The 213-nt window shown below is 41.3% G+C and carries 1 protein-coding gene; it reads right to left on the reverse strand.

Annotation, left to right across the window (positions count from 1 at the left end; genetic code table 11):
• Positions 1 to 212, reverse strand: a 212-nt coding sequence (locus tag ON062_RS14085) for a hypothetical protein (protein WP_368859995.1), incomplete at its 3' end; no start/stop codon positions are given.
• Position 213 lies beyond the last annotated feature (1 nt).

The raw sequence follows: 213 nt of genomic DNA on the forward strand, positions 1-213 counted from the left end.
TCCCATTCAAGGATAGGCTCATTTGGGAATTGGAACCTAACTTTACGAGTTCTACAATCGATGGTGGCATGATATGCATGTAACCAATCCATCCCCAAAATGATGTCGAAACCTACCATGTCTAGTTCAAACAAATCACAAGGACATATTTTATGCAATATAGACACGGGACACCCCCTATAGACTCTTTTGGCAAAAATGGACTCACCGATG

The sequence above is a fragment of the Microbacterium sp. C7(2022) genome, assembly GCF_028823665.1.
Lineage (GTDB): Bacteria > Actinomycetota > Actinomycetes > Actinomycetales > Microbacteriaceae > Microbacterium.